Source organism: Sporosarcina pasadenensis, from assembly GCF_047228845.1.
GTDB lineage: Bacteria > Bacillota > Bacilli > Bacillales_A > Planococcaceae > Sporosarcina.
Map to the genome: position 1 here is coordinate 257470 of NZ_JBFEGM010000002.1, position 24727 is coordinate 282196.

17 protein-coding genes are annotated in these 24727 nt (G+C 46.5%); 2 read left to right on the forward strand and 15 right to left on the reverse strand.

Annotated features, from left to right (window positions below):
* Positions 1–2: 2 nt before the first annotated feature.
* Both aceB and aceA read right to left on the reverse strand, forming a co-directional pair.
* Positions 3–1613 (reverse strand): malate synthase A, encoded by a 1611-nt coding sequence (gene aceB / locus AB1K89_RS04970; protein ID WP_413053686.1) that lies wholly within the window; start codon positions 1611–1613, stop codon positions 3–5.
* Positions 1614–1644: 31 nt separating this feature from the next.
* Positions 1645–2925, reverse strand: a complete 1281-nt coding sequence (gene aceA / locus AB1K89_RS04975) for an isocitrate lyase (RefSeq protein ID WP_413053687.1) — start codon at positions 2923–2925, stop codon at positions 1645–1647.
* A 185-nt stretch (positions 2926–3110) separates the two neighbouring features.
* Here aceA and AB1K89_RS04980 point away from each other — a divergent pair, with 185 nt between their 5' ends.
* Complete coding sequence (locus AB1K89_RS04980) at positions 3111–3776, forward strand: LytTR family DNA-binding domain-containing protein (protein ID WP_413053688.1); 666 nt, start codon at positions 3111–3113, stop codon at positions 3774–3776.
* Positions 3777–4093: 317 nt separating this feature from the next.
* On the opposite strand, the gene AB1K89_RS04985 is transcribed toward AB1K89_RS04980, so the two are convergent.
* From AB1K89_RS04985 to AB1K89_RS05010, 6 genes are all read right to left on the reverse strand, one after another.
* Positions 4094–5239 (reverse strand): polysaccharide pyruvyl transferase family protein, encoded by a 1146-nt coding sequence (locus AB1K89_RS04985; RefSeq protein ID WP_413053689.1) that lies wholly within the window; start codon positions 5237–5239, stop codon positions 4094–4096.
* Between the two features lie 265 nt (positions 5240–5504).
* Positions 5505–5861, reverse strand: a complete 357-nt coding sequence (locus tag AB1K89_RS04990; RefSeq protein ID WP_413053690.1) for a type II toxin-antitoxin system RnlB family antitoxin — start codon at positions 5859–5861, stop codon at positions 5505–5507.
* A gap of 27 nt (positions 5862–5888) precedes the next feature.
* Positions 5889–7604 (reverse strand): ribonuclease H1 domain-containing protein, encoded by a 1716-nt coding sequence (locus AB1K89_RS04995; protein WP_413053691.1) that lies wholly within the window; start codon positions 7602–7604, stop codon positions 5889–5891.
* 237 nt (positions 7605–7841) lie between these two features.
* On the reverse strand, positions 7842–7970 hold the full coding sequence (locus AB1K89_RS05000) for a hypothetical protein (protein ID WP_413053754.1): 129 nt from the start codon (positions 7968–7970) through the stop codon (positions 7842–7844).
* A 303-nt stretch (positions 7971–8273) separates the two neighbouring features.
* Positions 8274–10529 carry an S-layer homology domain-containing protein gene (locus tag AB1K89_RS05005; RefSeq protein WP_413053692.1) on the reverse strand — a complete coding sequence of 752 codons (2256 nt, stop codon included), beginning with the start codon at positions 10527–10529 and terminating at the stop codon, positions 8274–8276.
* 287 nt (positions 10530–10816) lie between these two features.
* Positions 10817–12301, reverse strand: a complete 1485-nt coding sequence (locus tag AB1K89_RS05010; protein ID WP_413053693.1) for an O-antigen ligase family protein — start codon at positions 12299–12301, stop codon at positions 10817–10819.
* A 251-nt stretch (positions 12302–12552) separates the two neighbouring features.
* Here AB1K89_RS05010 and AB1K89_RS05015 point away from each other — a divergent pair, with 251 nt between their 5' ends.
* Positions 12553–14547, forward strand: a complete 1995-nt coding sequence (locus tag AB1K89_RS05015) for an S-layer homology domain-containing protein (RefSeq protein ID WP_413053694.1) — start codon at positions 12553–12555, stop codon at positions 14545–14547.
* A 185-nt stretch (positions 14548–14732) separates the two neighbouring features.
* Here AB1K89_RS05015 and AB1K89_RS05020 read toward each other — a convergent pair whose 3' ends face one another.
* From AB1K89_RS05020 to ilvC, 7 genes are all read right to left on the reverse strand, one after another.
* Positions 14733–16994, reverse strand: a complete 2262-nt coding sequence (locus AB1K89_RS05020; protein ID WP_413053750.1) for an S-layer homology domain-containing protein — start codon at positions 16992–16994, stop codon at positions 14733–14735.
* Positions 16995–17131: 137 nt separating this feature from the next.
* A complete protein-coding gene (locus AB1K89_RS05025) occupies positions 17132–18079 on the reverse strand; it encodes a hypothetical protein (protein WP_413053695.1) in 948 nt (315 codons plus the stop codon).
* A gap of 336 nt (positions 18080–18415) precedes the next feature.
* A complete protein-coding gene (leuD, locus tag AB1K89_RS05030) occupies positions 18416–19000 on the reverse strand; it encodes a 3-isopropylmalate dehydratase small subunit (protein WP_413053696.1) in 585 nt (194 codons plus the stop codon).
* Positions 19001–19030: 30 nt separating this feature from the next.
* Positions 19031–20440, reverse strand: a complete 1410-nt coding sequence (leuC, locus tag AB1K89_RS05035; RefSeq protein WP_413053697.1) for a 3-isopropylmalate dehydratase large subunit — start codon at positions 20438–20440, stop codon at positions 19031–19033.
* Between the two features lie 19 nt (positions 20441–20459).
* Complete coding sequence (gene leuB / locus AB1K89_RS05040; protein WP_413053698.1) at positions 20460–21560, reverse strand: 3-isopropylmalate dehydrogenase; 1101 nt, start codon at positions 21558–21560, stop codon at positions 20460–20462.
* Between the two features lie 470 nt (positions 21561–22030).
* Positions 22031–23575: a 2-isopropylmalate synthase gene (locus AB1K89_RS05045; protein ID WP_413053699.1), complete on the reverse strand. Its 1545-nt coding sequence runs from the start codon at positions 23573–23575 to the stop codon at positions 22031–22033.
* Positions 23562–24596, reverse strand: a complete 1035-nt coding sequence (gene ilvC / locus AB1K89_RS05050; RefSeq protein ID WP_413053700.1) for a ketol-acid reductoisomerase — start codon at positions 24594–24596, stop codon at positions 23562–23564. The genes AB1K89_RS05045 and ilvC overlap by 14 nt, the downstream gene beginning before the upstream one ends.
* Positions 24597–24727 lie beyond the last annotated feature (131 nt).

Sequence of the window (24727 nt, forward strand, 5' to 3'; positions counted from 1 at the left end):
TCCTATGATAATTTTTGATATCCAGGCAACGTGAGAAATTCCTCGAAATCATCTTGGAGCGTCAATTCGACGAACAGATCGGCCGCCTCATTGAATTTGCCAAAACGAAATTCCTTCTCCCCGACAGCTTCCCTTAACTTCTTCATTTCATCAGCAAATACGTTTTTAAATAACTCAATATCGATGTCCCTGCCATCAATCAGTCTGCCTTCACGGTGACGGATCCATTGCCATACTTGGGAACGGGAAATTTCCGCGGTTGCCGCATCTTCCATCAAATGATTGATCGGAGCCGCCCCATTCCCTTTCAACCACGAAGCGATATACTGGACGCCGACACTGCAATTCATCCGAAATCCTTCCTCCGTTATCGTCCCGATCGGCACTTCCAGCAAATCCTCCGCCGTCACTTGCACATCTTCCCGTTTCCGATGAACTTGGTTGGGCGTTGCCATATGTTCATCAAATTCAGCCATCGCGACCGAGACGAGCCCCGGATGAGCGACCCACGTTCCGTCGTGTCCGTCCGTCACTTCCCGGCGTTTATCTTCAGCAACTTTCCGGAATGCTTCTTCATTCGCTTCGGGGTTGTTGCGAATCGGAATTTGGGCCGCCATCCCGCCCATCGCAAACGCATTCCGCCTATGGCACGTCTGGATGCAAAGCTGTGTATAAGCCCTCATGAAAGGCGACGTCATCGTCACTTGACCGCGATCCGGCAAAATGACATCCGGTTGGCTGCGCAGCCGTTTAATGAAGCTGAAAATATAATCCCACCGCCCGCAGTTCAATCCTGTTATGTGATCGCGCAATTCATAGAGAATTTCATCCATCTCGAAAGCAGCAGGAATCGTTTCAATTAATACGGTTGCTCTGATCGTACCACTTGGAATTCCGAGCTTTTCCTGTGCGAAGACGAATACTTCATTCCATAATCTTGCTTCCAAATGACTTTCGAGCTTCGGCAAATAGAAATAGGGCCCTGTGCCTCGCTCCAGCAATTCCTTCGCATTATGGAAGAAATAAAGTCCGAAATCGAAAAACCCACCCGCCATCGGCTCACCGTCAATGAGAATATGCTTTTCGTCCAAATGCAGGCCGCGTGCTCTCACCATTAAAACGGCCGTCTCTTCATTCAAAACATACTTCTTTCCAGTAGATGCCTGTTCGAACGAAATTGTACCTCTTATAGCATCTTTCAGATTGAGCTGGCCATCGATCATATTCGACCAAGTCGGTGAAGTCGCATCTTCAAAATCCGCCATGAACGCTTTCGCTCCGGAATTCAGTGCATTAATGATCATTTTCCGGTCGACAGGTCCCGTTATTTCAACCCGCCGATCCTGCAAATCGGGTGGAATCGGCGCCACCGTCCAATCCCCTTCGCGAATATGCTTCGTTTCTTCAAGGAAACCGGGCTTCCCGCCAGCATCGAATCGGCGTTGCCGCACTTCCCGCGCTGCAAGCAATTCCTGTCGCCGTCCATTGAATTTTTCGTGTAGACAATAAAGGAATTCAAGCGCTTCCGGCGTTAGGATTTCCTCCGTACCTGCCGGCATCTCGCCGGTCACATCCATATTGAAACGTGTCTGTTGAGTAGTCAGTTGAACCATCCTTTCATTTAGTTGGAATTGGGTCCTTCATTCAGACGAACTGCGCCTCTTCCGTCGACCCTTTCATCGCCGTCGTTGAGGACGTGCCTCCTGAAATGACTTGTGCAACTTCATCGAAATAGCCTGTTCCGACTTCACGCTGGTGGCGGGTTGCCGTATACCCTTTCGATTCATTCGCAAATTCCGCTTGCTGCAGCTTCGAATAGGCCGCCATCCCGTCTGTTTTATAGCCGTGAGCCAATTCAAACATGCTATGGTTCAATGAATGGAAGCCAGCCAATGTGACGAATTGGAATTTATAGCCCATCATGCCGAGTTCCCGTTGGAATTTAGCAATCGTCTCATCATCCAAATTCGATTTCCAATTGAATGAAGGTGAGCAGTTATAAGCGAGCATTTTGCCCGGAAACTTTTCGTGGATGGCATCCGTAAAACGTTTCGCTTCCGAAAGGTCCGGCGTCGACGTTTCACACCAGATAAGATCGGCGTATGGCGCGTACGCGAGACCGCGGGCAATCGCCTGTTCAATGCCTGCTTTCGTCCGGTAGAACCCTTCCGGCGTTCGCTCCCCTGTAATGAATTCATGGTCGCGTTCATCGATATCGCTTGTGATTAAATCCGCCGCATCGGCATCCGTCCGAGCGATGATGATCGTCGGGACACCCGATACATCAGCCGCAAGCCTTGCGGATATCAAATTTCGGACTGCATTTTGTGTTGGAAGAAGCACTTTCCCGCCAAGATGTCCGCATTTCTTTTCCGAAGCGAGCTGATCCTCGAAATGGACACCTGCGGCGCCTGCTTCAATCATCGCTTTCATCAGTTCGAACACATTTAAAGGACCTCCGAATCCGGCTTCCGCATCGGCGACAATCGGAGCGAACCAATCAAATCCGTCGAGCCGTCCTTCCGCGCAGTCAATCTGATCCGCACGTTGCAGCGCCTGATTGATACGCTTTACGACGTTCGGAACGCTGTTCACCGGATAAAGGCTTTGATCGGGATACATCTGCCCCGCCATATTCGCATCTGCCGCCACTTGCCAGCCGCTCAAATAGATCGCTTGAAGACCCGCCTTCACTTGCTGGACAGCTTGATTGCCCGTCAATGCGCCAAGCGCATTAATGAAATCCTCTTCATGAAGCGATTTCCAGAGCCGCTCCGCCCCTCTTTTCGCCAATGTATGTTCAATTTGAACAGAGCCCCGTAATTTGATGACGTCCTCCGCACTGTAACCACGCTCGATACCCGCCCAACGTTCATCCTGCCAGCTTCTCTCCAACTGCTCTACCTGTTCCATACGATTTGTCATTTCATTACACACCTTTCGTTTAATAGATTAATTGATACTTTCTTACTGTTCCACAACAGTTAAAGTTGTTATACATTACTATATAACAGAATATTTATATTGTCTGTGCATTCCGACAAAATGATAGTTTAAGAGGATGAATAAGGAAATAGCTCGATGAAATCGTTAAAGGAGAAGATATCTCAATGGAAAAGACGGATGTACGTGATGAAGTTCTGCAACAACTTGCATGCCTCCTGCAAGATTGGATTCCAACAGACGCCCGACTTGCGATAGCGTTGAACGGCCATTACATCTATTGCGTTCATGAGTTTGACGATGACAAATGGGTGGATGGCAAACCGGTTCTTGAAGGGAGCATTGCGGCGAAAGTGATTAAGCATAGGAAAAAAACGGAGGCCATGATGGATTCGACTTTGTCACCGACTCCTTCGTATGGCGTCGGCTATCCGATCGAAATAAACGGCGAACAAGCCGCACTCGTCGTCATCCTTCCACAGGAAGATGAGTCGGCCAAAAGCGGTCCTTTGCGGCTGCTCACTGGAAAGCTCGACGACGAATGGTACCCCGTGCCAATCGAACAGATCACACATATCGAAAGCTATCAAAAAAAGACATTCTTCTATACAGAGGATGGCCAATTCAGCATTTCGAGCACATTGAAGGAATTGGATAAGCGGCTGCCTGAGATTTTTTTGCGCATTCACCGTTCCTACATCGTGAATACAGCCAGAATTTTGAGGATCTCGCGCGATTTTTCATCAAACCTAGTCGTAACATTAGTGGATGGTACAGAACTGCCGGTGAGCCAGTCGTATGTGAATGATGTGAAATGTGTGCTGGGGTTTTGAGGGATGAGGGAGGGGATTTTTAGGTGCCAGGGCGGCGCTTTGGGCGCGGGAGGGCGATATATGATCACTTGCAGCGTTTTATGATCACTTGCTGCGATTTATGATCACTTGCCGCGATTTATGATCACTTGCAACGATTTATGATCACTTGCCGCGATTTATGATCACTTGCCGCGATTTATGATCACTTGCCGCGATTTATGATCACTTGCCGCGATTTATGATTACTTGCTGCGATTTATGATCACTTGCCTTTATTTACAAGCGCCTGCTCCATATAAAAACCGCCGGATAAGCACTTATCCGGCGGCACTACATCACTTATTCAATGCATCTGTAAATTGAACAGTTCCATTCATTGCTTCGTCATACAACTTTTTCGAGAGCTGTTCGGTTTGCTGCAATGTTCCTTGCCAGTCAGCATTCATTTCATTAAACGCACCGAGGAAATACTCGTCGTTTTCGTGAAGCTCGTCAATCGGAAATGAAAAGCGTTCCAGCCCCGCCAAGCTCATGAAGTCTTTCACTTTATGGTGGTACGAAATCGCCATGATCGGCGTTTCCGTGCACGTTGCCAAAATCAATGAATGCAACCGTGTTCCGATGACGATATCTTGCTGCTCCGTTACTTCCATTATTTTGGACGGCAAAAGATTTTCGTCGATGATTGTCGTCTTTCCTCGCTCATCCATGAGCTCTTGAATATCCTTCGTCACATTGGCGTCCTGAGGAAACTTTGTCGCAAAAAATGTAATTTCGACGTCCTGCTCGGAAGCAAGCTTGTCCAGATTTTTCGCCATGCCTTCGACGTATTTCCGATACTTATCAGGATTCCCTTCCGGCCAATAATGGGCGTTGTAATAAGGGACTGCAGTCACTCCGATTTTCGTCGGTTTATCGGATTTAGCAGCAGCGCCTTCTTCCCGCAATGAAAAAGCAGGATCACCGATGACGTCGACTTTTTCGTTGACACCGATCGATCGAAGTAACTCCGCGGATTCCGGATCACGGACCGACACACTTTCAGCATGCTTGCACATATAGCGGATGAACCATTTCCCTAAAGAAGTATGCAATGGACCCGCCCCGCAACCATAAATGACATATGGCGTATTTGATTGTTTCGCCATCATCGCATATGACCCGTACAAAGGCGCTTCCCGTCGGTACAAGTCCATGAGGATGCCGCCGCCACCGATAACAAGCAGGTCAAGCTGTTTCACGACCCTTTTATTTTGACGGAACGTTTCGATGAACGTCTTGACGGCGTTCCCTTTTTTATAATAAAGCGGATAGCTTTCCACTCCGTAGCGCTCGGCTGTCTGCTTCGGATTATTGCTGAAAATGGTGAGCTGAGACGTACTGATGTTGAAAGTGGACGTCACTTGTTTCACGAGGCTGAGCAGAATCGCTTCGTCCCCGTTATTATCGTTACCGTAATTCCCTACAATTCCTATTCTCATAATCCAACTTCCTTCTACAAATAATGAATTTATTATAACATGCAAAAGCGAAGGGCGCCTGCTTAGAGTCGACAGGCATAAGGAGGTTGCGGCGTGGCGTTTTTTGCAACAGAGCGGCTTTGACTTATGACCTCCGAGACTCTGGCGCTGCAGCTAGATGATACATGCTTCATTGGCAAAGAAAAAAGGAGCAAAACATATAGTCTTGCTCCCCCCACGAATGAAATATTTGAATTCAGGCATGACCCTTACCTTCCAGCGGTTGTTAAATCACATCGCCGGTTGTAATTAGGTACTGAAGTGCCTTTGGCAAGACACTGTTCTTAACAAGTTCCTCATTTTCCCTAAAATACAATGAGCTTTTTTTACGAATCTCATCGTCCACTTGCTCTGCAATTTTTATTGTTTGTCGTTCACATGAATCATCTACCACGCTGCATTCCACAAAACGATTCTTTTTGTTTCCGTGAATCAACATAAAGTCAAACAATACTTTACCTTGCCCTATTCTCACAACGCTATTTAGCTTTGCTAAATCACTGAGGGAGCTACGAAAGCTTGTTGCGATTAACAAGTAGTCATATGGGGCATTATTAAGTTGTATCACATCAAAGTTATCCATAATAAGCCACCTTCTCCCTCAGTTATTTTATGCAGTAATATACGTATATGTTCGTTCAATCATCTCAATGACTTCATTGACAATTAGGTCTGCTTCTACCTGGTCCTCCAAAATTCGAGTGGTAATAAGCATTCGTTCAGTGTGAAATAAGGTATGACGATTCTTATTTAAATAGCTATACACTTCAACTAATGGAGCTTCCATCTTCGGATTTTTCAAATCCTGAATCACATTCTCCTTTAGGTGAAAAGCATTTGTTTTAGTATCATGCCCAAATTGACTTGCGAAACTATGCCCAATTAGAATTTCTTCCATTTCAAATAACTGTTTTAAATATCCTTCAAGTGCCCGCAAAGCTGGAAAAGCGTAACAAGAATAATCTTCAATTTCGCTGCTAAACTTTCTCAACGAAATAGCAGGAGAAAGAATTTTGAATAACGTATCGTCAAGCACCCCGTACGTATTCGGCATTAATTTTTTAAGTTCCTCTCTTGTTTCGGACACATTAACGTCTACTTCATGGAACTTATTGTTGGCTTCAACAACGTCCTTCACTGTAACTTGAGGAGAATAGGACAAGAATGAAAGAGCTTCGGTATAAAGGTAAGCAGGCTTTCCTTGCAAGACCACCTTACCAGTAGCGTAAACATTTACGTTTAACCGATCCCCTATACTGCTTATAAACTTATACTGTTCAAGTTTTGAAGCTTCATGCTCTTTCAGTTCTTTGGTGACACCTTCTAATTGTTCCAAGAAACAGACTAATTTACCCGCCCAATCTTTAGTAATCGTAAAAGTATGCGATTTAGCTTCGCCTGTGTCCTTGAAATCGCTAAGTTCAAATATTTTTTCTTTCAACTGATTTGAGAATTCAGTGTTCTTCCCTGTCGGGCTCATGGTTGTTGTCCCATTATTTTTGCTATGGAAATTCAAAGTGCAAGGTTTTCCATCTACAGCGAAAATGCACTGCGTTACATTACCTTTCTCTTCCAACGAAATGAAGTGAAAGCTATCCCACAATTCAACCCCTGCAGCTTTTATAAGGTCAGCTAATCCAGCAGAGTCAGTGTAGATGCCCAATTTTTTAGATTTTTCAAGAATAGTATCCTTGTTGGATGTATCTACGTTCTCTGTTTGTACAAAGGCTTCTTTAGCGAGTTTATCCGCCAAGTCATTGAATTCATCACCCGAATGGCTTTTCACTTTCACAAATCGAATCTGCAAATCTTTTTTAATCCCATCGTAATACTTCTTATAACCAAGGGTGCCCGGCTTAGTCGCTTTCCATTCACCTGTACACCATTTTGCAATTCCTTCATAATCATAGTGAATCGAAAGAGTCTTGGCACCTTGTTCGATCGCAAAAGCCATAGCCTTTTCCGACCCTTTGATTTCTCCCGCAACATTTCTCATTGAGACAAGCTCAGGATCATTGAATTTCTCGTTAAACTGCAGTTGTTCCCCTTCGTAAAAAATAACTGCTCCATAGGAAAATTCATTGCTCTCTTCATTGAAACTGCCATCCACGTAAGCTACGACTTCAGAATCGACTTCATCTGCTTGGCCTTTTACCACCCCGTCGTCTTCTTGCGCCCCATGCAGATAATTTTCAGCTTCTGCCTTGTTTGTAAAACTTTTATATTCAGCGCCTGGATAGCCATGCACATTTTGTTTACACTCATCCCATGTAGTGAAGATTCCTGTTTTCTTGCCTTGTTTTACTGCATAGTATTTTTTAGCCACGTTAATCACCACTCCTGTAAGCTCATATTTATAAGTATTACCCTACGAAGAAGTGCCCTACAGAATGGAGATTTAGGTAAATCTATCACTAAACTAAATAAACAACCAGTTTCTATGTAAGAAAACCAGTTGCTCAGGCACATGGGGTTACGGGAATATATTAAATCGAATTTCAGTCTTTACAATTATACGGGGAAATTTATCGGTTTGCAATGTAAACACGTCTGCATCGTTGTTTTAGAGCATCATAATACCTCGCCCATTATACATTAAAGCCTTCTTTTCGTTCCGAATTGCCCGGTCCAGTGCCATAATGGTGGCGACAGCACCATCAATTTTCTCTTTCGAGCGCTCCTTCCACTTCATTTAAACATTCCACAATCTTTTTATATTCTTCATCATAAGGATTAAGTGACAAAGTTATTAAAGTCTTTTGCTTTCTTCTTTTTTCTTAATCAGTGCTAGAACAAAATAACGCAACGCTCTTCTATAGATTTTTCCTCCAATTCTGCCTTTCTTCCGTTATATATTTACCTTGTGACTACGAATGTTCGCATGTTGCGTAGATGAAGGACATTAGACTTATTACCTCTCTCGCTACAATTCTACGAAACCCAATATTAAAAAATGCCGCGGAACGGAAATTCGATCCACGGCAAATCTTTCTATTTAACGATTAATGGCGCGGTATAGGAATGCGCTGAATTGAGCGCGGTTTACCGGCTTATTCGGTTCGAAATTCCCTTTTTCATTCCCAGTCGTAATCTTGTGGTTCGCTAGGATATGAACTTGTTTGTACGCCCAGTGACTTGAAGGTACGTCCTTGAATTTCTTTTCGGACTCCCCTTTCAACTCGTAAGCTTTCACGAGAATCGCAGCCATTTGTGCACGTGTCAATTGGCCGGCAGGGTCGAAACTTCCGTCCCCTTTCCCTCCGACGAGGTTCGCTTCCGCGATGGCATTGATTTCGTTATAGTAACGGTGGGTCGATGGCACGTCGCTGAATTTTTGGGCTCCTGCGCGTGAAGTATCCAAGTTGAATACGCGGCTAAGGATGACAGCTGCGTGTTCCCTTGATAGTGTTTGGCCAGGATTGAACTTGCCGTCCAGATCCCCTTTAATATATCCAAGATCTTTCAAGAAACGGATTTCTGTGTAGTATGCATAATCGGACGATATGTCAGTGAATGCCGGCATGCCATCCGACAAATCAATCGGAAGTGTTGCTGTTTTCGTTCCGAGCTTCACATTGATGGACCCTTTGCCAGGCACTTTGGATGCTCTGAACGTTCCTGTTTCCGTAATAGCACCGATATCGCCGCTGACGCTCCATGTCAATTGTTCCGGAGAATAAATGACCGGTTTTCCTTGCGCGTCGGTAGCTGTTGCTGTGAATGTCATTGTTGAACCAGGGGCGATTGCCGATGTGACTGGTGATATCGTCAATTTGGCAGGCGCTTCGACAATCGTGATTGGGAATGATTGCGTCGCTCCGCCGTATTGGACATTAATCCGGTCGGTGCCCGCTTCAGTCGCCGTATATGTCGTGCCCAAAACGGAAGCTTTTCCATTAGCTGACGTGATTAACAATTGGGAAGCATCGAATTTCAGCGGATTGTAATGCGCATCTAACACATAGTTGATCGTCAACGGTACGCTTGCTCCGACTAGCATTTCGCCGACTTGTCCACGTGAAACGCTAATATGCGCGGGATCGCTGAGCGGTGCCGTGCTGATCGCTTCGATGATTGCGGACACTCTCCGCTGGCTCGTATCTGTCGTCCGGTTTGCCAAAACGACCGTATTGCTGCCATGTTTCCGGATGCCCATCGTCGTCGAGCCGCCGCCGTCAAAGTTAATGGCGCGGTCGTATCCTTGAGAAGCCAAATAATTAGCGAACTGTGTCAGCGTCATGCCCTGGCTGTATCCGCTTCGGCTATCGACAGTCACAAGGTCGACTTTTTTCTTGTCTTTACTAATGGCAATCGCTGTACGGGCAGTCATCGCTTTTGCACGCCAGTTTGATGTATCCATTGTTATATAAGGCTTGCCGTCCTTCAACAGCATCGGACCACTCGCCAACATAAATGAGGAATCCATCCATTTCGAATCTATGGATAAATTAAGAGAAACGTTATCCCCCACTTTGATCCCTTTCAATCGCTCCAACGGTTTCTTACCGTGCGCGGAAATGACAAAACCTGTTTTCGGGATCGTGACTTTTTCCTTTGATCCATAATCCCTTACATGTACAACTTGTCCAGTCAATTGCTGTCCATAATATGTAGACGTAATTGGTGTGCCGGTATCGACGACGATTTCGATGCCGAATTCATTCGACCCGGTCGTGGATGAAATATGTTGTGGTGTAAATACGATTGTTTCCTCCGCTTGTCTTTCACGGTTCAAACCTGTCATCATGTAATTTGTGCCTTGATGGTTAATGCGGATATCGAAATTGAACTCGTCAATTTCCGCGCGACCGTCATTCAATACACCGAATGCAATCGGCTTGCTCACATAATATTCTCGTGAACTTGAGATGACGCCGCCATTGATGATTTCATTGCCTTGCGAAATCAAATACATTGGCAATCCTGAAACCATGTCGAAAAATGAAGCATTCACCGCTCCGACAACGCGGTTCCCATCACGTGAATCTCGATTTGCAAGTGTTGTCGTCGCTTCCCGCTTGGCAATTGGGGATGGCAATCCGACATCCAGCTTCGTGTAAGGGTCATTCAAATTGACACTCACATGATTAATATGGTTCGTGCCCGAATGTGTGTAATGCGTATACGTCACTCCGGACGAAACCGGATAGCTATCCACTGTCTGCGTATTTGCCGATGCTCCTGCTGGCACTGCCAATAGGAGTGAAACGGCAGCCGCTGTCATTGCGACCTTTTTCCCGAAAACCTTCAATGAATCTACTTTATTAATGATAAGTCGACACCTTCCTTTCTATGAATCAATGTCAAGCTTACCAAACGTTTCGACAAAATACCATAATCCATAAGAAGGAAATAGCCTACAAGTGTTGTCATGACTAGATTTCCATCAATTTTAGTTGGTAAATACTTCATTATTATGGAAATCGCAATATTAATTGAGTGAGATATTAGGAGGGAAGATGATGGTTTTCCAGAATGAGATTCCCGTAGTTTTTTGACAACAAAAAACCACCCGGCGAAGCACCGGATGGCGGATAATTAAATATCTTTAATTTTGTATTTCGTGTATTGATTCGTCATGGAAGCGAAAACCCCGAACAGGATGAAGTAGAACATCGTGTAGAGCTTCAGTTCCCATATATTATAGTAGAAGCCGGAGAAGCCTGTTGCAAACCAGAGCGCAATCATGAATTTGCCCATTGGCGTTTTCCGTTCCTTCCAGAACAGATACAGCATGCCGAGCAAGAAGGCGGCGAAAAGAATGACTCCAATAATTCCTGTCTCTGTGATGATCTGGATGTATTGGTTATCCGAATAGAAATACTTGCCTCCGTAAATATCCGAACGGATTCCGTAATGATCGTAGATCGGCGAACCGTACGATAACGTTGCGGAACCGCCGAATGAGCCGAATCCTGAACCGGCAACCGGATACTCCTTAAAGATTTCGAAGCCTTTTTTAATGTAGAAGAATCGGCCGCTTTCAGACATGAGCGCCAAGTTCTGTTGGTCGAACGTCTCACCGAATCGACCGGCGATGCTGCCTGCCGGATCTTGCGGCGGTTCAACCCCTAGTGTCGCGACAAATTTAACGCCTAAATTCACTGGATAATAAATGAGGATGATCGCTGCGACACCTGCGATGACGAGCCTTTTCAGCAAGTGCCAGTTCTTTGTCGTCAAGATGAAAATCGCTCCTAAGACGAAAGCGGAAATCCACGTTCCACGTGAATACGTTAATATGAATACCCCGAGGAAAAGCACTAAATTGATATTCAAGAACCATTTATACTTTTCACCTTTATAAATGTGCTGAAGGAAGAGCAACGACATAATCCCGAAAAACAACAGAAGTGCCAATGAGTTCGGATTTCCCGGCAAACCGTAAATACGCACGAAGTTCGTTGCGCTTAACGTTTTATATTTCCATACATCCGGTAAAAGCAGCTGTCTCATCGACAGCTTTTCAATGAGGCCGTGGATGCTTGAAATCATGCTCGTCCAAACCGTCACCCATGCGAGCCGCTTCAACCAATCATCGGGCAAAACCATTCTTGCGATGACGTAATAAAGCAAGTACATGATGACGAATGTCCGGACTTGGAAAAGCACCGCCGCTGGTAGAACGCCTTGGAGCAATCCGCTGATTGATCCTGCGAGGAGCAATGCAAAAAATGCCCATTCGAACCATTTGAAAGAGAACAATGTCTTCCAATTACGGCCGCTTGAAATGACAAGCTTGACGAACGCTATGAAAGTGATCAAGTCCCCGATCAGCTTCAAGCCCGGGTTCACTTCCACGAGCAATGGACGGATGCTTACATAGATGACGAGAAACAACAGACTTTGCTGAGGCCTGAAAAATGCATAGAGGACAAAAAACAATGATGTCGCGACGAGTGCAATGGACGACGGAAGGAAAAGTGCGACCACGACGACCGCCAATGCGAGTAAGAAATAAACTGTATCTTTTTCCTTCAATTTGTTTGTAAGTGTTGTCATTAACAAAAAAACCCTTTCCATGAATGATCTCCAATAGATAATGGGCATGACCCTTAGTCATTATAGCATCTTATACGACGTTGCGGTTTACTGTTTAGTTGCATTTTCAAAAAAATCGACAAGAACTTGTCGAAAAACCTCACTCTATCACTTCTATTTAAATTCGAGAACAATTTATTTCTAGTAAATCGGAAATTTACACCAAATTACACCTTATTATTTCATAAAGAATCTGATATTATGGTAGATGATGTAGAAAAGGAGGTTTCTTGGTGAAAAAAATAATAACTTTTGCCTTGGCTATGCTACTCATGTTTACTCCTCTTTTCCATAATCCGGTGGAAGCGAGCACAGTCTCGGGACACCAGATGGAAACAGAGTTGAATTATTGGATCCAGAAAAAAGTCATTCGGACGGACAGCAAGCTCAATCCGAATAAAGCGGTCACTCGGGGCGAATTTGCTTCCTATCTTGCCCGCGCCCTGGAATTGCCCCCTTCAACAAAATATACGTTTAAAGATTTGAAGGCGAATTCCGGTTTGACGATCGAGATTCAAAATGCAGCTGGAGCGGGACTGCTTTCCGGCTATCCTGACGGCACGTTCAGACCGAATGACAAGATTACGCGCCAACATATGGCGGGGATGATATACAAAGCATTCCGTTATATGGATCTTCCTATTCAAAAGACGAATTCCACGTTCAAAGACGCAAATAAGATTTCGCCTAATTTCCGTGACGCAGTCTCGGCTGCAGTCTACTTGGGCATCATCCGTGGAGACCATCAGAAGACCGGCGTTTATTTCAAACCGCAAGATAACGCAACTATCGCGCACGCAGCTGCGTTCCTTTTCAGAATGCAGGCCGCAGCAGAGCGTTTGAAGCCAACCGAACCGACAAATCCAACAGATCCGGAAACACCCGAAGTGGATCCTGAAATCTATAAAGTCAGCAAGATTTCAAATGGACAAGTCATTCCGACAAACGCATTTTACACAACTTACGAAGATGCATTGGCAGCCTACAATGCATCTTCATCCATTCAGGTCATCCAAAAGGGAAGCGATATTATCAAGATGAAGGTTGGCCGTGCGTTCGGCGCGAATAACTCGAAGAACTACACTTCCCTTTACAGCGACAAGGCATTGCGGAATGAAGTGACGTATATTACGAGAGGCCGTGAAATGAAATACATTGGCAGCGGTCCGGATTATGTAATCGTTGAATTCGCGGGATCGACTTTCTACACAAGACATAACGAAGTCGATCTCGTCCCTTCCGATCTAGTCACCGGCTATGACTACTATGAAGTGACCAATGGCGTATTGACTCATTCAACCTATGATAATATCAGCAAGACAAGAGGCGTCTATCACGTAGGCCCTGCAGCTCCTAATATGCCTAATGGCAAGAAGTATACGAGCTTTGACGGCGTTCACTTCACGGATGTAGCAACGAAAAATGTGGTCACCTATTATCCATATTTCCAATTCCAATCCGTACGTCAGCCGACGTCCTATTCTGCGGCTGAGCTTAATTCCTACATCGATTGGGCATTGAGGGACCGGGAAGGCACAGGACATGCACGTTACAAAGATGCATCGATCAACTCGAAGCTGATCAATTTAGGTGAATACTTGAAATCAGTGGAAGAGACATACCGGGTGAATGCGATGTTCATTCTCGCTGCAGCGATCCACGAAAGTGACTACGGCATAAGTGCAAATGCGCAGACAAAGAATAATATTTTTGGAATCAGAGTCTTTGATTCTTCCCCTGAATTGGGAGAAGTGTATGCGACTCCTGAAAATAGCGTCAATGCATTCATCCAGCGCTACATCAACTTGAATTATGCAAATCCGCTCGGCGCACATGCAAACGGCGCAGTACCTGGGAATAAAGCGGTCGGCATCAACGTGAAATACGCATCCGACCCGAACTGGGGAGCTAAAATCGCAGGTCATATGTGGAAGATGGACACATTCCTTGGCGGACGTGATTATAAGCAGGCGCAATTAGGGATTATAAATTACACCGGTTCGGCAGGGGTCAATGTAAGAACGAGCCCAGAAGTGCGTTCTGACAATAAATTGTTTACATACAAACCGAAAGATCCCGGCTATAATGCGGCGTTCGGCTATCCGGTCGTCATCGTCGAAGAAGTTGCGGGCAACGACGGATATGTATGGTACAAAGTTTTGGCGGACATCAACCCACCGTCCGATTATGGATGGATCCGCTCCGATCTAGTGAATAAGATTAAATGAACAATAAAAAAGTAGAGGATAGGAATCTTTTAGATTCCTCCTCTACTTTTTTTATGGCCAATTATAATCAATCCAGCTTCGGGCGCCAGAGCCTCGGGGTCATAAGTCAAAGCTGCTCTGTGGAAAAATTCTCCACGACGCAGCTTTGTCTTATGCCTGTCGGCTCTATGCAGGCGCCCTACGCTTTATAGCGCGTCTGTATGTTCCACACCTGCCGGTAATAATTCCGGCATGCCGATACGGTCGAGGCCTTCTCTAATTTTCGTCGTATAGCCTTTTTTGTTTTTATCCATATAGCCTGCCTTCGAACGAATCATCTTCTCTAAGACTGCCGTTTTGGACGGATCGATATCGGACCACATTTCGTATGAATGGATGAGATCCTCCAATGTCAAATGAACGTAGTCCTCTCCGACAAATGTATGGTCCGGAGAGATTTTGTACCAAATGTCCCCGTTCGGACGGATCCATTTATTGACATCCTTCTCAAGTGCCGATTGGATACTTTGCGCTGTTTGCAAATAGACAGGATCGCCGAGTTCCTTGTAGGCAAGCAACAGGATGTTCATACCTCCAAGCAAATGGTTCATCGAACTGTGTGTCTTCACGTTTTGCTTCGATGGGAAGTAATCTTGGATGTAATAGGAATTTGCATCGACTCTGATGATGTTGCCCTTCCCTTTTTGGGAGACGAGCAGATCTGCGTAGTTTTTCAAGCCGAGCGTATAGTCGTCATGCCCGAACGCCTTTCCTCCATTATAAAGGAATAATGCGATCTGTTCATTGAATCGGGTGTCTACGAAAGGAGCTGTAATTCCGAACAGATTTTTCAAATACGTACTCGTCACTTCCGTTTCCCAGTACGTCCGGTCTCCTCTGAAAATGTCGAGGTTCGCAAATGAATTGAAAAGCAAACTTTCGAAATAACGTTCCTTTGTTTGATTGTACATCGCCATCGTGCGATCCTCTTTCACGAGAAGCAAGTTCCGGCCGTAACCCCTGCCCGATTTAGGCATCGGTTCGATCGTCGTTGCCATTTTATTGTAAGGACCGTTTGCGGTATACCATTTGTTCCGCTTCTTATAATACGTAGCCGATTCCAGCATCCACCGATCCATGCTTTGGTGGCTAGAGAACAGAAGTTCATCGGAAACGAGGAGCCATTGATCGACAATGTCATATCCTCTTGATTTCAATGTGTAGACGGAAAGCTGTGTGTCTCCTAGAAGGGCTCCACTGAATGCCTCGCTTTCCTCCAACAATTCGCGCGTATGGCTGCTTGCACCGTTCGGGTATGATTGTGTCAGCTCTTTCGATTGATACGACTTGCCAATCATCCGTTGCGCCTTGTCACCTTCATTTGAAGTTTTTTCAAATACGCCTGTCGGATACGTCGTCAAGTCGAAACCGAATGTGCCGTCTGAATCTTTTTTGATCGGATAGCGGCTATACTCCCGCAAAATCCCTTTCTCAACATTGCTTTCTGTCTGGATGACATCGACTCTGATTGGCATCCGTTGAGGGTTTTTCAGTTCTGTGAAAATGAAATAGTCCCCGTTTTCCAGCAACCGTTTTGTTACGTTGACGACAGCCGGCGACAATCCGCCGACTTTATACGTATAGGTGATATCCGTTGAATGGGCGTGCTTTCTCGTCTTTTCACCTGCAAACTGCAAATAGTTGTTGGAACGAAGATATGTTTTATTTGCGTTTGAAATCGGCACTTCGACAAAATTCTGTTCGTGTCGGATTGTTTCATAGTTACCAAGCATTTGTGGTTTATTGAAGACGATTGATTTGCTTTCTTCTATCTTTCCGGTCTTCACCATTGCACGATGAAGGAACACGACATATGTTGCGCGATTTACCGCAGTTTTCGGATCGAACGTCCCGTCTTCTTTACCCGTCGTAATTCCGTGCTGCGCAAGGATTTTCACGCCTTCCTTATGCGATGCACTGATACGGTTATCATCTTTGAATTGAATGTCTTCGCCTGTATCTTGCAAGTCGAAGGCACGTACGATGACCGTCGCCATCTGTTCACGTGTCAATGAATCCCCTACACCGAATGTGCCGTCTTCCTTTCCTAGGAAGATGCCGGCTTTGTACGTCGACATTGCTCCTTTTAAATGGGAGGACTTGCTACTGACGTCCTTGAAAATCGGTTCATATTGGGCTTCCGGTAATTGAAGCGCGCTCGTAAGGAGGTTCGCCGCTTGACCCCGCGATACTTCTACCGCCGGTCTGAACTGCTTGTCCGGGTAGCCATTGATGACACCCATATCGACAAGCTGTGTCACTTCATCCTTAGCCCAAAACTCGTTATGTATATCGGTGAAGTTCTGGTCGATCGTTATTGTATTTGCATCCGTCGGGCTGCATCCAAATAACACTAGCGCTAAAGACAGTACACTCGCTAGCACGACAGTCGTCATTCTATTTTTCATCACTGATTTTTCACCTTCCTATTTCAAGCTTTTTCATAAATCCTATCATAACACAAAATCCGACACAAAAACCCCCTAGTATTTAGGAGGTCAGTAAGTAAAATAGTGCGGGCTAAGAGTGGCCCGCACTTTATCTTTTAGACAATGTTATATTTCCGTTCAGCCGCTTTTTGATTCAACCGATCCCGTAAAGCATCGAGTGAAGTTGGCGTCTCTGTCCGTTCTTTCTTTGCAAAAAGCTCTGTTGCTAAATTAGCAGTACTGAATTGACGGGCGAACTGCTCCACTTTTACGGCAGTCGCTTCTGCTAGTGCTACGGACGCTTTCTCCACGATTCCTACGCTTTCCAGTTGATCATCGCCCTTCGCTTCTTCAATGATGGACGGCTCGACCGGTTTTGCATTGAATGAAGAAGACGCGACATTACGCTCATAGGCGCCTTTATTAATGGACGCCGCAATTTTCGCGATGTCCGGCCTCAATTCTTGTACAGCTTCCAATGCGAAAGCCATTTCGTTCGGATGATCCGCAAAATAAGGGTTTTCATACCAGTATTTATCTTCAAAACGGCCTTGTGACGCGGCAAGCGCATTATTGTACGGCGAATTGTACCAGTCGCTCGATGGCTTCGGAATGCCGTGTGCCTCTGCCAATGCCGGATCGGTGATGAAAGCGATGACGTGCGGCACTTCCCCTGGAGCGTTTTTAAAATCGGTGATCAGCTCATCCATACGCGCTTTCCGTCTTTCGATTTCCATCTCGTCGCCTGACTGGACCGCTTCTTTCAATGAGCGGTTCTGCACATCTATGAGATTGCCGTAATAGAGTTTATTCTGCTTCATCACTCCGCCTACGTTGTCGTACCAGGCAGGATGCTGTTTTGCTTGGAACTGATGATAGTCCGACCAATCATTCGTGCGCACCGCTTCAAGGATCAGGGAGTTACGTCCTTGGTTCACTGCTGCTAGCTGATTGATAGCAGCCGCTTCCTTGCCCCACACTTTTCGCCATCCGTCACCCGACGTGCTATTCACATCCCGGACTTGCATCGAGAAAGATCGATCATTTAATACGGATACAAACATTTGCCCACCCCTTGTTACTATTAGTATCTATGTCACAGACAAAGTTCTTTACGTTTTTATCCATTGTACACTATTTCGACAATAGTAGACAGTTAATGTAATAGATTAAATGAGAAGTTTTTTAGAGGAAACGAGAACTTAATCCAGTGAAATGAGAACTTAAGTGCCGAGAATGAGAACTTTGAATAGGTAAATGGGAACTTTATTCCGAAGAACGAGAACTTTTTACTGTGAGATGAGAACTTTTGTACCAAGAACGAGAACTTTAAATGAAGAAACGAGAACTTCATAAATAAATCCACCTCCCGTTCAATGTGTAGGGAGGTGGATTCGAATTCATGCATGCTGTTTTTCGTAATTGGCGATATGCTCTTCGTATTGGAACGTCAACGCGATTTCGTCCCATCCATTCAAAAGCATTTGCTTATAATATGGGTCGATGTCGAATGAGTACGTTTTCCCGTCTTCGCCTTTTACAGTCTGCTCGGCTAGATTGATTTCCAACGTATAGGGAGCGGACTCACCTTTGGATAAAAGCTCTTCGACTTCCTCAACACGGAGGCGGATCGGAAGGATGCCGTTTTTGAAGCAGTTATTATGGAAGATATCCGCAAACGACGGGGCGATGACGACTTCGAATCCGTAGTCAAGGATCGCCCATGGCGCGTGCTCCCTAGAGGATCCGCATCCGAAATTATCATGAGCGACCAAGATTTTTGAGTCTTTGAACCGGTCGTCGTTCAATACGAAATCTTTGTTTACCGTTCCGTCGGCCTGAAAACGCCAATGGTGGAAAAGGTATTTTCCGAAGCCGGTCCGTTCTATTCGCTTCAGGAATTCCTTCGAAATGATCTGGTCGGTATCTACATTTTTATGATTCAAGGGGGTCATGACGCTGCGCACTTCATTGATTGGTTTCATGGAATCATCCTTTCATCATCTTCGGGTTCATTAAGCGTGAGCCAACTTCATCTCACGAACATCCGTGAAATGACCGTTGATCGCTGCCGCCGCTGCCATTGCAGGGCTCATCAAATGGGTGCGGGAACCCGCCCCTTGCCTGCCTTCGAAGTTCCGGTTCGATGTCGATGCGCATCTTTCTCCAGCCGGAACGACGTCATCGTTCATCGCAAGACACATGCTGCAACCCGATTCGCGCCATTCAAATCCGGCATCGAGGAAAATCTTATCCAGTCCTTCCTCTTCCGCTTGCCGTTTCACAGTGCGCGAACCCGGAACAACAATTGCTGTCACATTCGGATGCACTTTTTGTCCCGCGATTACTTCTGCAGCATCCCGCAAATCGCTTAGGCGGGCATTTGTACACGATCCGATAAAGACGTGCTGGATTCCAATCGAAGTGAGCGGGGTCCCTTCTTCAAGCCCCATGTAAGTGAGTGCTTTTTTCAAGGCCTCCTTGTCGGATTCATCCGTAAAGTCATCCGCTGATGGGATGTTGGCGCTGATGCCGGAACCCATTGAAGGATTCGTGCCCCAAGTGACGAATGGCTCGATTTCATCGGCATTGATTTCAAGAACCGTATCGTAAACGGCTCCTTCGTCAGATGCCAAGGAGAGCCATTGTTCTGCGGCTTCCACGAACGCATCGCCTTCAGGGACATGGCGGCGCCCTCTCAAATACTCAATCGTCGTCTCATCGGGGCTGATCAAGCCGGCTTTTGCCCCCGCTTCAATGGACATATTGCAGATCGTCATCCGTTCTTCCATCGTCATAGAACGGATTGCTTCACCCGTGTACTCGGCGATATGCCCCGTTCCGACATCGATACCGAACTTTGCGATAATCGCAAGGATAACGTCTTTCGCAGTGACGCCAAAGCCGAGTCTTCCATTGATCCGTATTTCCATCGTCTTCGGTTTTGATTGCCACAAAGTCTGCGTTGACAGGACGTGCTCGACCTCGCTCGTGCCGATTCCGAACGCGATGGCGCCGAAAGCACCGTGCGTCGATGTATGGCTATCCCCGCAAACAATCGTCTTGCCCGGCTGTGTCAACCCGAGTTCAGGACCGATAATATGTACGATCCCCTGGTCCGGATGCTCCATATGTGCAAGCTCGATGCCGAACTCCTCGCAGTTTTTCTCCAATGTTGTAATCTGCTTTTTGGCAATCGGGTCATTGATGGTCGGCAAATTCCGGGTCGGGACATTATGATCCATCGTTGCGAAGCAGAGGTCGGGACGGCGTACTTTCCGCCCCGCCAGCCGCAAGCCTTCAAACGCTTGAGGAGACGTCACTTCATGCAATAAATGAAGGTCGATATATAACAGATCCGGCTTCCCCTGTTCTTCATATACAATATGCTGCTCCCAAATCTTTTCGATGATCGTTTTTGCCATTTAAATTACTCCTTTCATTTCAGACATAAGAAAACATGATGCTATTCGAGACGAACTGCAAATCAAGCTCGTTGATCACTTTATCTGTCCAATCGGTAGTAGAAAGAGCTCGGTCTGAGTCCCCAGCAAGGTCCGCCGTGAAATGGCCATCCTCAAATACGGTATCCACCGCTTTTTCGATCGCCGCCGCTTCCGTATCCATTCCGAATGAATAACGCAGCATCATTGCGGCCGACAAGATCGCCGCAGCCGGATTCGCAATGCCCATTCCCGCTACATCTGGCGCTGAGCCATGCACTGGTTCGTAAAGGCCGAATCCATCGGAACGAACACTTGCTGACGGCATGAGGCCGAGCGAACCGGTGATGACAGACGCTTCGTCGCTTAAAATGTCGCCGAACATGTTTTCAGTGACGACAACATCGAAGGATTTTGGGTTCGTAATCAATTTCATCGCCGCCGAGTCGACGAGCTGATGCTCGACTTCGATATCCGGATAGCCTTTCCGCTTCTCTTCGACGACTTCACGCCAAAGCTTGCTCGACTCCAATACGTTCGCCTTGTCGACGGATGTCACCTTCCCCCGTCTCATCCGCGCAAGCTCGAACGCCTTTTCAACGATGCGTTCGATTTCTTCACGTGTATAGACGAGTGTATCGACTGCGGAGGTATCCGTCTTGCGGCTCGGTTGCCCGAAGTAGATGCCGCCCGTCAATTCCCGAACGATCATCATATCGACTTCCCGTACGATTTCCTCCTTCAAAGGAGAAGCTTGAAGCAAGGATGGGACAGCCTTGACCGGTCTGAGATTCGCAAATAGATCGAAATGCTTCCGAATCGCCAGCAACCCTTTTTCAGGTCGCAATTCCGAAGGGTTTTGATCCCATTTCGGACCGCCGACCGCCCCCAAGAGCACTGCATCACTCGATTCACAGAGTTCGATTGTCTCCTTCGGAAGCGGGTCATTGAACGAATCGATCGCCACCCCTCCGATTGAACCGTAATTGAAATGGAATGTGTGGTTGAATCGTCTTGCAACCACTTCAAGAACTCGTACAGCCGCCGACGTCACTTCTGGTCCGATTCCATCACCTTGTAATACAGCCACTCTTTTTTCCATTGAACTTCTCCTCCTTGTTGTCATCTCTTCCCATTCGCAAAATCTTCAGACTCAATGGTGTATAAATACATCCAAATATAAACGGATTTGCACTCCAGGCGGACGCTTTCCGCGGGCAAGCACCGAGCCAATCGAACAGCGAAGGGTTCGATTTGCCGTATTTCTGCGACCTTTGCAGAAATTAAGGCAGCCTGCCATATCCTGCTCGCAACGCTTCGCTTTTGCTCGCAAACGCCGTCCTTCGTAACGGCGTTCGCCGGAGTCGCCGCCTTCCGTTCCAATCCTATCTAGTTACATCTAAATATATATTTCAATTATATAGAAACGCATAAACAGCTAGAATTACGCATAAATCCGTCTAAAAGCTTATAAACTGCAGTATTCACTCATAAACTGCTAAAATCGCGCATAAATCGTGATACTTACGCATAAATCCCCACAATTACGCATAACGCAACTGCTATTACGAATCACTGACCAACCGTTTCCATCACTTTCACTTGATCCTTCACTAACTTTCGATTAATAGCGTTCAAGTATGCTTTTGCAGATGCTTCTAGAACGTCTTGTGATACGTCGCGGCCTGTGTACGTTTCGCCGTTGAAACGCAAGTTGACGACTGCTTCCCCTAAAGCATCGCGGCCTTTGCCGATTGATGTGACGCGGTAGTCCAGAATGTTGACTTGCCCTTTGACGAGCAGCTCAAGCGCATTGAAGATCGCTTCGACCGAACCGGCACCTGTTGTCGCAACGACGACATTTTCCCCGGTAGGGACGTTCGCTGCGATTGTTGCTGTCGGAACATTGGATGTGCCGTATTGCACTTGCACATTCGTCAATTCATAAATGTCCGCATCTGCATACGCAATTTGCTTCCCTGTGAAGAGGACGAATAGATCGTCTTCCGTAATTTCCTTCTTGCGATCGGCGAGCTTCTTAAACTCGGCGAATGCTTCATTTAATTGCGCATCGCTTAGCTCAAAGCCCATCGATACAGCACGGTCCTTGAATGCATGGCGGCCCGAGTGTTTGCCGAGTGCTAGTGGAGCCGTCGTTTCACCAATCAATTCGGGCGTAATGATTTCATATGTTTCGCGGTTTTTCAGCATGCCGTCCTGATGGATGCCTGACTCATGCGCAAATGCATTTTTCCCGACGACCGCCTTGTTTGGCTGAATGACGACGCCTGTCAACTGGCTGACCAATTGGCTTGTGCGTTTGATTTCCTGTAAATTGATGCCCGTTTCAAAACCGTAGACGTCCTTACGTATATGAAGGGCAACCGCGATTTCTTCGAGCGCTGCATTTCCAGCTCGTTCACCGATCCCGTTAATCGTGCCTTCGACTTGATCGGCACCATTTTCAATCGCTGCGATGGAGTTGGCGACAGCCATTCCTAAATCGTTATGGCAATGCGCAGATAGTTTCACACGCTCAATGCCTGTCACATTCTCCTTCAAGAATTTGAATAAAGCCCCGTATTCTTGTGGCGTTGCATAACCGACCGTGTCAGGGATATTAATTGTCGTCGCACCGGCTTTGATCACTTGATTGATGATCCGGACGAGGAATGCAGGGTCGGAACGGAATGCGTCTTCTGCTGACCATTGAACGAGAGGAAAGAATTTTTTAGCGTATTTTACGGCTTCAACTGCGATGTCCACGACTTGGTCAGGCGTCTTCATCAATTTATGTTCCATATGGATCGGTGAAGTGGCCAAAAATACGTGGAGATGTGGTTGCTGTCCGCCTTTTAGCGCTTCCCACGATGTATCGATATCGCTTTTCATTGCACGTGCAAGTCCTGTGACAGTCGAGTTCTTGACTGTATTTGCAATTCGCTGCACTGCTTCGAAATCACCAGGTGAGGAAGCAGGGAACCCTGCTTCGATCACCGTAGCGCCAAAACGTTCTAGTTGGCGGGCAATTTCCATCTTTTCAGCCGTGTTCAGATTGATGCCGGCCGATTGTTCACCATCACGAAGTGTCGTATCAAAGATGTCAATTTTTCGCACTACCCACCACTTCCTTCTGTTTTGTTTTCTTGCCTTCATTTACAAACGGCATCATCGCACGAAGCTTTTCTCCAACGACTTCGATTTGATGCTTCGCTTCCGATTCCTTATACGCATTGTAGTCCGGGCGGTTGTTTTCGTTTTCTGCAATCCAGCCTTCCGCGAATTTACCTTCTTGGATTTCCGTTAGAATGTCTTTCATGCGTGCTTTCGTATCCGCATCAACGACACGCGGTCCTGATACGTAATCGCCCCATTCAGCCGTGTCGGAAATTGAATAGCGCATTCCGGACATGCCGCCTTCGTACATGAGGTCGACGATCAGTTTCAATTCATGCATCGTTTCGAAATAAGCTAGCTCAGGCTGATAACCCGCTTCCACCAATGTTTCGAAGCCGGCTTTGACGAGGGAAGTCAATCCGCCGCAAAGTACTGCCTGCTCACCGAATAGGTCAGTTTCCGTCTCTTCTTTGAATGAAGTTTCAAGTACGCCTGCACGAGCTGAACCGATTCCTTTCGCATATGCGAGAGCAACGTCTTTTGCTTGCCCTGAAACGTCTTGGTATACCGCGAACAATGCCGGTACGCCAGCACCTGCTTCATACGTTCTGCGAACGAGATGTCCAGGTCCTTTCGGTGCCACAAGGAATACGTCGACGTCTGCAGGCGGTACGATTTGTCCGAAGTGGACGTTGAATCCGTGCGCGAAAACGAGGGATTTGCCTGCTTTCAATGCTGGTTGGATCTCTTCGTCATACACTTTCTTTTGTCGCTCGTCCGGAAGAAGGATCATGATCAGATCCGCTTGTTCAGCCGCTTCCGCTACTGTTTTCACTTCAAGGCCGTCTTCCTTCGCCTGATCGAAAGATTTTCCTGGGCGTACGCCGACGACTACGTCGAATCCTGAGTCTTTCAAGTTTTGTGCGTGTGCGTGACCTTGTGAGCCGTATCCGATGACTGCAATTGTCTTTCCTTGTAGTAGTCCTTCATTGATATCCTGGTTGTAATACATTTTAGCCATTGTAAATTCCTCCTTGGATTTTAGGTTTTATATTTATATTGTCGATATTCGCTACAGGCGGACGCTTTCCGCGGGCGAGCGCCGAGCCTCCTCAGTCGCTTTGCTCCCTCCGGGGTCTCGTCTGTCTCGCT

Coding starts and splice junctions, on each gene's coding strand:
- aceB (WP_413053686.1), bottom strand. CDS start 1,613: ATGGTTCAACTGACTACTCAACAGACACGTTTCAATATGGATGTGACC.
- aceA (WP_413053687.1), bottom strand. CDS start 2,925: ATGACAAATCGTATGGAACAGGTAGAGCAGTTGGAGAGAAGCTGGCAG.
- AB1K89_RS04980 (WP_413053688.1), top strand. CDS start 3,111: ATGGAAAAGACGGATGTACGTGATGAAGTTCTGCAACAACTTGCATGC.
- AB1K89_RS04985 (WP_413053689.1), bottom strand. CDS start 5,239: ATGAGAATAGGAATTGTAGGGAATTACGGTAACGATAATAACGGGGAC.
- AB1K89_RS04990 (WP_413053690.1), bottom strand. CDS start 5,861: ATGGATAACTTTGATGTGATACAACTTAATAATGCCCCATATGACTAC.
- AB1K89_RS05000 (WP_413053754.1), bottom strand. CDS start 7,970: ATGAAGTGGAAGGAGCGCTCGAAAGAGAAAATTGATGGTGCTGTCGCC.
- AB1K89_RS05010 (WP_413053693.1), bottom strand. CDS start 12,301: ATGGAAAGGGTTTTTTTGTTAATGACAACACTTACAAACAAATTGAAG.
- AB1K89_RS05020 (WP_413053750.1), bottom strand. CDS start 16,994: ATGAAAAATAGAATGACGACTGTCGTGCTAGCGAGTGTACTGTCTTTA.
- AB1K89_RS05025 (WP_413053695.1), bottom strand. CDS start 18,079: ATGTTTGTATCCGTATTAAATGATCGATCTTTCTCGATGCAAGTCCGG.
- leuD (WP_413053696.1), bottom strand. CDS start 19,000: ATGAAACCAATCAATGAAGTGCGCAGCGTCATGACCCCCTTGAATCAT.
- leuC (WP_413053697.1), bottom strand. CDS start 20,440: ATGGCAAAAACGATCATCGAAAAGATTTGGGAGCAGCATATTGTATAT.
- leuB (WP_413053698.1), bottom strand. CDS start 21,560: ATGGAAAAAAGAGTGGCTGTATTACAAGGTGATGGAATCGGACCAGAA.
- ilvC (WP_413053700.1), bottom strand. CDS start 24,596: ATGGCTAAAATGTATTACAACCAGGATATCAATGAAGGACTACTACAA.